The organism is Blautia sp. MSJ-19 (assembly GCF_018918125.1).
Classification (GTDB): Bacteria; Bacillota; Clostridia; order Lachnospirales; family Lachnospiraceae; genus Blautia_A.
In genome coordinates this window covers 1-7,808 of record NZ_JAHLQA010000030.1, presented here as the reverse complement: position 1 = coordinate 7,808, position 7,808 = coordinate 1, and the positions used below count along the sequence as shown (strand labels likewise).

Annotated in this window: 6 protein-coding genes and 1 pseudogene; 6 read left to right on the top strand and 1 reads right to left on the bottom strand. The window is 41.1% G+C overall.

Annotation, left to right across the window (positions count from 1 at the left end; all coding sequences use genetic code 11):
• Nucleotides 1–230: 230 nt before the first annotated feature.
• The 6 genes and pseudogenes from KQI91_RS10525 to KQI91_RS10500 all read left to right on the top strand — a co-directional run.
• A pseudogene (locus tag KQI91_RS10525) lies at nt 231–506 on the top strand (iron-containing alcohol dehydrogenase); the annotation flags it as partial.
• 160 nt (nt 507–666) lie between these two features.
• Entirely contained in the window at nt 667–1,878 is a 1,212-nt protein-coding gene (locus KQI91_RS10520; protein ID WP_216392734.1) for an ROK family protein, read from the top strand.
• 66 nt (nt 1,879–1,944) lie between these two features.
• Entirely contained in the window at nt 1,945–2,928 is a 984-nt protein-coding gene (locus tag KQI91_RS10515; protein ID WP_216392733.1) for a Gfo/Idh/MocA family protein, read from the top strand.
• Nucleotides 2,929–3,048: 120 nt separating this feature from the next.
• On the top strand, nt 3,049–3,708 hold the full coding sequence (locus KQI91_RS10510) for a response regulator transcription factor (RefSeq protein WP_216392732.1): 660 nt from the start codon (nt 3,049–3,051) through the stop codon (nt 3,706–3,708).
• Nucleotides 3,709–3,713: 5 nt separating this feature from the next.
• Nucleotides 3,714–4,973, top strand: a complete 1,260-nt coding sequence (locus KQI91_RS10505; protein ID WP_216392731.1) for a sensor histidine kinase — start codon at nt 3,714–3,716, stop codon at nt 4,971–4,973.
• Between the two features lie 151 nt (nt 4,974–5,124).
• Complete coding sequence (locus tag KQI91_RS10500; RefSeq protein ID WP_216392730.1) at nt 5,125–6,501, top strand: DUF6034 family protein; 1,377 nt, start codon at nt 5,125–5,127, stop codon at nt 6,499–6,501.
• Nucleotides 6,502–6,545: 44 nt separating this feature from the next.
• On the opposite strand, the gene KQI91_RS10495 is transcribed toward KQI91_RS10500, so the two are convergent.
• Nucleotides 6,546–7,463, bottom strand: a complete 918-nt coding sequence (locus KQI91_RS10495; protein WP_216392729.1) for an Abi family protein — start codon at nt 7,461–7,463, stop codon at nt 6,546–6,548.
• Between the last annotated feature and the right edge of the window lie 345 nt (nt 7,464–7,808).

Sequence of the window (7,808 nt, the reverse complement as noted above, 5' to 3'; positions counted from 1 at the left end):
TAGCAAGTAAAACTACGCGTGGCTGGCAGGCCAATAAAAGACCCACTTGTGGGTGGCTAGTAGTAAAGGGCTATGCCCGAAACCGAAAAACCACCCGCTATGCGGGTGGATAATTATTTGTAGCAATTTTGAGATTTGTTCTTGACAAATAGTAAAAAGATTGTATTATATAAACATAAAGTAAAAACATTGTACCAAATGAAGCGTACTACAATTTATGGAGGGGATTTATGTATCAGAATTTTGAGTATTACACACCAACAAAGGTTATTTTTGGTAAAAACACAGAGAGTCAGACCGGTGAACTGGTAAAAGCACAGAACTGTAAGAAAGCTCTGATTCATTACGGTGGAAAAAGTGCTATTCGTTCAGGACTGCTTGACCGCATTAAGAATTCTCTTGATGCAGTTGGTGGCGGCAGTGTTATTGATTCTGCCAAGGCAATTGGTTATGGCGTCGCAAATGAAGGTGATGTCTGGGATTTCTTTGAGGGAAAAAGAGATGCGAAATTTGCCATTATGGACCCGGAACTGACCATGACATTATGATCAGGATTTATACAATGGCGAGATGATTTTGAAATAAAGCTGTATGTGAACACTGCAGAATTCTATGGTATGATAGAAACAGATAATTTTTTATGAAAATCATATGGGAGCAGGATAAATGTCAAAATCAGGAGTAAACAACACACTTTTAAAACAGAGAAACCGGGGGCTGATTCTGAAACTGATCGCTACAGGTCAATGCAGTTCCAGAATCGAACTTTCACAGAAAACAGGACTCGCCAAGATGACAGTTACATATATCGTGAATGAATTTCTGGAAAGTGGGATTTTTGAGGAACGGCAAAAGGTTCAGGTGGAGGGAAAGGGCCGGAATCCGGTGCAGCTCTGCATTTCAGAGAAGGCCCCGAAGCTGATCGGAGTACATCTTTACCGTGAAAAATGCAGTGTGGTTCTGTGTGATATGCAACTGAAACTGCTTAAAAAGATCAGTTTTCCGGTCAACAAAGAAACAGCATCACAGTTGATGGAGAATATTTGTAAAGCACTGGATCAGATTGTGGAAACATTAGATGCTGAAAAAGTATATGGCATCGGTATCGGTGCAATCGGACCGGTAGACAAGAATCAGGGCAAGATCCTGGCACCGCCAAATTTTTACGGACTGCATGATCTGGAAATTACCAGAGAGATTGAAGAACGTTACCATATGCCCGTCTTTTTTGACGGAGAAAGTAATTGTGCCGCAATCATGGAGAAATATTATGGTGCAGGAACGGACTGTGAAGATTTTATTTATGTGGATCTGGCAAATGGTGTCGGTTCAGGGCTGGTTGTAAATGGAGAATTGTATTCTAATACAAGCGGAATGATCTGTGAACTGGGACATACAAGTATTGACTGGAAGGGAGAATTGTGCGGCTGTGGAAACAGAGGTTGTCTGGAGCGTTATATTTCCAGTAATATACTTGAGAAACAACTCCAGGAGGCAACGGGAGACAGGAAGAGTTTCCGGGAGTTCTGTCAGGAAATGGATGAAGCAATTTGGGCAAGCGAAGAGAAAGCCGAAGCTTTTACTGAGAGAGCACAGAACATGAACCGGATCTTCACAGAAATGGCAGAAAAACTTTCCTGCGCGCTGACAGGTTTTGTCAACAGCCTGAATCCACAGAAAATCATTATCGGACATGAGGGATACTGGATCCCGGATAAATATCTCCATCAGGTAGAGCAGATGGTCAACGAACGACATATTGAGCGAAAATACCGTCAGATACAGGTCGTAAAATCAGGATTTAAAGACGAAGCTACTGTATACGGCTGCACGGGAGCACTTTTGACGGCAGTATTTGACGGGAGACTTTTGGGTTAGAAATCTTAACAAAAAGAAATTTTACAATGAATGTATTGAGACAAAAAAGAAAGAGAGGCAGAGACTATGAGAAAAATCAAATGGGGTGTTATGGGAACAGCATTCATCTGTGAGAGAAGCACTTTCCCGGGAATGCTGCAGGCAGACAACTGTGAAATGTATGCAATTGCAGGAAGAAACACAGAAAAAGCAGAACAGTTCAAAGAAAAATATGGTTTTCAGAAAGCATACGGAAGCTACGAGGAACTGCTTACAGACTCGGAAGTAGAGGCAGTTTACATCCCGCTTCCAAATACTATGCATTATGAGTGGACGATCAAAGCACTCAAAAGTGGCAAACATGTACTCTGCGAAAAGCCACTTGCACCGACAGAAGCACAGGCAAAGGAAATGTTTGCGGCAGCAGAAGAAAACCAGGTATACCTGATGGAAGCATTTGCATATCAGCACAGTCCATACATTGCAGCAGTCAGAGAAGAAATCGAAAAGGGAACGATTGGGGATGTACGCTATATGGAATCCGCCTATATCACTTCCGATTACAATAAAAGCAATATTCGTATGAGAAGAGACACCCTCGGTGGCTGTACCTATGATCTTGGCGTTTACAACACCAGTCTGATCCTGCGTCTTCTTGCTGATGAACCGACCAAGGTTAAAGCGATTGCCAGCTTTTCTGAGGAAAAGATTGATAAACTTACTTCGGTTGTAATGGAATACGCAGACGGCAAAAAGGCAGCTTTCTCCTGTGGTATGGCACTGGCAACTGAACTGGACAGACATATCGACCGATTCGAGATTCAGGGAACCAAGGGCAGCATTAAAGGAACCGGCTTTGAGTTCAATGGAGATGGTGAACTCAGCTACACAGTAATAACCTTCGACGGCAAGGAAGAAACAAAAACAGTCTCTGTTCCACAGAATTACCGTCTCGAAGTGGAACAACTTGGACGTTGTGTGACAGGTGACGAAACACCGGGAGTGACCAGAGAATTTTCCCTGGCGAATGCGAGAATGATTGATGCGATTCTTAAAGAAATTGGATATTAATATTTTCAATATTTTATCAGAATGAAATTCTTTTTTCATAAGATCCGAAGATAGAGTGCCATGTAGACGTGAGATGTAAAAAAAGTTATACTGTAGAAAAATACCAGAGGTGACAGCGGAATGAAGAATAAAATTTTGGTGATCGAGGACGACCGTGCAATTTCAGAATTGCTGTGCATGAACCTGGGGGCGGCAGGATATGAGACTGTGGCAGCTTATGATGGGGAGGAAGCCCAGCGGTTGCTCTTATGGCATGAGGATGCAGATCTGGCAGTGGTGGATATCATGCTGCCGGGAAAAGACGGGTTTGCGCTGATGGAAGATTTTAAAAGGAAGAATCTTCCGGTAATTTACCTGACTGCAAAGGATGATGTCGCTTCCAAGGTAAAGGGATTAAAACTGGGTGCAGAAGATTATATGGTAAAGCCATTTGAGATGCTGGAACTTCTGGTACGCATTGAGAAAGTACTGGAGAGGACCGGAAGAGCCAGGAAAATCCTGACGATTCGGAATATTATGGTGGATGTGCAAAGCCACCAGGTTTTCAAAGATAGAATCCCGGTGAATCTGAAACCAATGGAATACGATCTCTTTGTGCTGCTTCTCCAAAATAAAAACATTGCCCTCGGAAGAGAAGAATTGTTGAAACGGGTCTGGGGAGAAGACTACCTGGGAGAAAGCAGGACGGTAGATGTTCATATCGGACAGCTCAGAAAAAAACTGGAACTTTATGACGAGATCAGGACAATCCCGAAGCTTGGATACCGTCTGGAGGAATAAAATGTATGAAGTTGTGGAAACGGACAGTACTTCTTATGCTGGTAACTTTATTGTGCGCGCTGATTCCAGTTGGTGCACTAAGCATTTATGTCACAGGAAAACGAAGTTTAAATAATGCCGCTGAGACCTATGGAAGACAATTAGAAAATGGAAAGATACTTCTGGAACAATTTTGGGATAACAGCAAATATGAGCAGATGTCAGAGACCGGAAAGAAAGCCTATATGGGATTTCAGTTCCAACGATGCTGTGGAGCAGGCATGGCACTGATTGATAAGAAAAGCAATGCTACTATTGAAAACCTGACAGATTATGAAGTGGTGGGAATTGAAAACTTAGGTCTGAAGAACGAAAAGGATCCGTATGCTTATAAAATACAGAAACTGGGGAAGAAATACCTTCTTCTTCAAAAAGTCGCTTTATCTAAACCAGAAGGATACGAAGTCCTCTCTGTCCGGGAAGTCACAGGACTCTTCACAGAATTGAGGCAGACCGCTGTCTGGTTTGCAGGAATCTATCTGGCAGTCTTTCTGATCACAGGTCTTTTTATTTACATGATGATGAAAAGAACCGTGGAACGAATGGAGAAACTGCAGGAGGTGGCAGAGAAACAGGAACTGCTCATGGGAGCACTTTCCCATGAAATGAGAACGCCGTTAACATCCATTATTGGCTATTCTGATACCCTGCGTCATGTAAAGCTAAAAGATGAACAGAAAGATCGGGCACTGGAACATATCAACCGGGAGGGAAAACGTCTTGAGGCTCTTTCGGGGAAAATGCTGCAGTTGCTGGGACTTCATCAGAATCATGCCATACAGATGGAAATGATTCCGGCAGGCGACCTTTTAAACCATGTCATTGGTATGGAAAAGGATCAGGCAGAGAAGAAAAAAGTGCAGTTAAAGATGGAATATGAGACATTTTCCATGAAGATGGATCCTGCCTTGATGGAAAGTCTTCTGATAAATCTGATCGACAATGCATTAAAGGCTACGGATGCCGGTGGAAGTATTCAGGTAAGAGCATATGAGAAATCTGGAAAAAAGATTTTTGAAGTGGCTGATACCGGAATAGGAATTCCAGAGGAAGAACTGGGGAAGATCACAGATGCGTTTTATATGGTGGATAAATCACGAAGCCGAAAAGAAGGCGGTTCCGGGCTCGGACTGGCACTCTGTGCGAAGGTGGCAGAGATTCATGGTGGAAATCTGAAGATCGAAAGCCAGCCGGGAGAGGGGACAACGGTAAGGGCTGTTTTCTGATTTACAAGTTGTTTACATTTTGATGAATACATTGGAAAGGCAATATGGTACTCTTTTCTCATAAGAAGAGGGTACCTTTTTTAACAAAATCAAGTAGCAAAGCGGATTGCGAATATCCGCTTGACTATGGATAAGGAAGGATGGGGAAGTGATGAAAAAAATAAAAATGTTCATGGGAGCCGTTCTGTGTATGAATCTTTTGGCGGTATCAGGATGTGATCGTATTGTCCAGTCCGCTGTTGTGGAAGAGAAGGATAAAACAGATCAGAAAAAAGAAGAAAACAAGGAAACGGTTCAGAAAACAGTTGCAGAACAGGTAGAGGCACCGGAAACTTATCAGGCAACGATCCAGGCAGACTTAAGATCAGCGGAGCGGGAGGATAAAGAAAATCCGATGAAGTTTACCCTGACAGCGGATGCACCGGTAAAAGTGCCGGATGTAGATGCAATCTGTTTAAAAAAAGTAAAAAGGGTGGCGATTCCTGAAGAAGAACAGAATAAGATAAAAGACACATTCGGCAAAGGACAGTCCGTGCAGGAAGAGAACAATGAGAATGAACAGGCAGGGAGGTATACAGTAGATGGACTGACCTATCGGTACTCTTATACAAAGAGTGAACAGGAATCTGATGTGGAGGAACTTGGATTTCGGATCGCAAAGTTTATCTTTGACGATTGTGGAGATATGACCCTGGCACCGAGCGAGAAAAAAGAAAGGGAAGAACGTTTTCAAAATTATATAAAAGCAGGAAGCGGCAAAGTGTCTGAAAAAGAAGCAAAGGACAAAGTTTCAAGTCTTGTTTCCGGGGATTGGGAGATATTTGAAAGTTCTTCAAAAGAACTTACCGAAGGAAGCACTGCCCTGGAAAAAGATGATTTTATTTTTGAACGGATGATAGATGGAATTCCGGTTAATTATGTGAGGGAAACTTCTCTGCCTGTTAATGAGCAGGCTCTTGAATGGGAAAACGCAGATGGAACACTTCACGAAGGACAGTCCGAAGGATGGGAAAGTGAAGTACTTACGATGGATTTTTGCAGTGGGACACTTCAGAGCTTTTTACACAGAAATCCAATTGAAGCATCGAATGTTTCCGATGAAGGGCTGTTTTTACTTCCTTTTGATGAGATCAAAGATATTTTTGAGAAGACAATCACATTACAGATTATGACAGAGGACAAAAACAGACTGATTTCTGTTGATGGAGGAAGTGACTATCGTTATCCATCTATCGATGCACAGAGCGCGGAGATGACAATAACTAAGGTTCAACTGGGCTATATGCGGATGCAGAGTAGTGAAGGCAATGATACAGAGGCAATTCTGATTCCAGTATGGGATTTTTATGGAATCTGGACATCCGAAGAACCGGAGTATGAGTACGGAAATGGTGCAGGGGATGAGCCTGTTATAGGAAACGTGACTATGGATAATGCTGGCGTTCCACTCCTTACGATCGATGCACGCGATGGCAGTGTGATACAAAGAGTGCAGGCGGGATGGGCTGTTTCTGCGGGAGACAACTAAATGGTTATGAAAGTGAAAAAGTTATTTGTAGTATTCAGCTTATTTTATATTTTTAAACGTAAAATGGACATCCAGTTTTCAGGGAATCCCATTTGAGGAATAATCTGCTGATTCGGACAGTACTTTTTCAGACAATATTTTAGTTCGTAGTAAAAATTCCGGAAATCATCCTTGTCTAACAAATATTTTAATATGATAACCTCCGAAAAGATATCAGTTTTACCACATTGATAACGCCCGTTTTTTTGTATAATATGCAGTTTCTTATGAATAGAGGTATCAGTAATACTGTCTTTTGTAATGTAATTGAAGAAACGGTCTCCATGCGCACATGCATTACGGTGTTTGGTCAGGATAGAAAGAAAAGAGTGCATATCTTTTCTTCCTATATCATGAAAATCTCGACATACTTTAATTGGAACGGTCGCATTAAGATAATCATACATATGGGAAAACTGACCAAGAGTTAAAACTTGTATTAGAATCCATAACGGTACATTCTGATGGCGTTTTTTATAATGTGTGATGTAATTATATTCACTTTTATGTGTGAGATGATAAGACAAAATATTTACCAGCTTTTGGATATTCCGTTGATTGGATTTTGTAACAGAGTAATGAGAAAGAGATAGATATTCATTCTGATTTTCACCATAAACATCCGTAAAATGATATGCAAGAGAAGATTTAACACTATGCTCGGCGATCAGCATATATTTCAGAAAAATACTTCGAAGTTCATTATCAAAACAATATAGATCATAAATATCTTCAAATCTTGTACCATCAATATATTTTCCAGTAGTGGGATTCTTAAAACTTTCTTTGTAACCGGAGATAAGAGAAAAATAACTGGTTTTTGCGAGGATGTGCCTGGCATATTCATTGTCGGTAATGATAAGATTCTTTTCCTCTCTAAGAAAAGCAATCTGTTCATCATATGACTTAAAAATTTTAGCCATTTAGTCCTCCTTTCCGAAAATATTTCTATATATAACGAAAGGCTCCCGCAGGAGCCTTCCGGACTGAGGGCTTCACAAGTTTCCTCAGTACGATCACTGAGCAAATTGTACTATGACTTTGCAGGAAAGTCAAGTAGAAAATGCTTATAAATATTATATGCAGATTTTTAAGTAATCATACTATCGTGAAATAAAAACAAACGATAAAAACGAACAAAACCAAATTGGTTATATGAAAAGGTAACTTCCGCATCTGACATATTTCTTATATTTGCATGGGTTAATGCCGTTTTGGGGAGTTGCATTTTTCGCTATAACCGATATAATAAGTTTGTAATTACCTGT

Coding starts and splice junctions, on each gene's coding strand:
- KQI91_RS10505 (WP_216392731.1), top strand. CDS start 3,714: ATGAAGTTGTGGAAACGGACAGTACTTCTTATGCTGGTAACTTTATTG.
- KQI91_RS10510 (WP_216392732.1), top strand. CDS start 3,049: ATGAAGAATAAAATTTTGGTGATCGAGGACGACCGTGCAATTTCAGAA.
- KQI91_RS10520 (WP_216392734.1), top strand. CDS start 667: ATGTCAAAATCAGGAGTAAACAACACACTTTTAAAACAGAGAAACCGG.
- KQI91_RS10515 (WP_216392733.1), top strand. CDS start 1,945: ATGAGAAAAATCAAATGGGGTGTTATGGGAACAGCATTCATCTGTGAG.
- KQI91_RS10500 (WP_216392730.1), top strand. CDS start 5,125: ATGAAAAAAATAAAAATGTTCATGGGAGCCGTTCTGTGTATGAATCTT.
- KQI91_RS10495 (WP_216392729.1), bottom strand. CDS start 7,463: ATGGCTAAAATTTTTAAGTCATATGATGAACAGATTGCTTTTCTTAGA.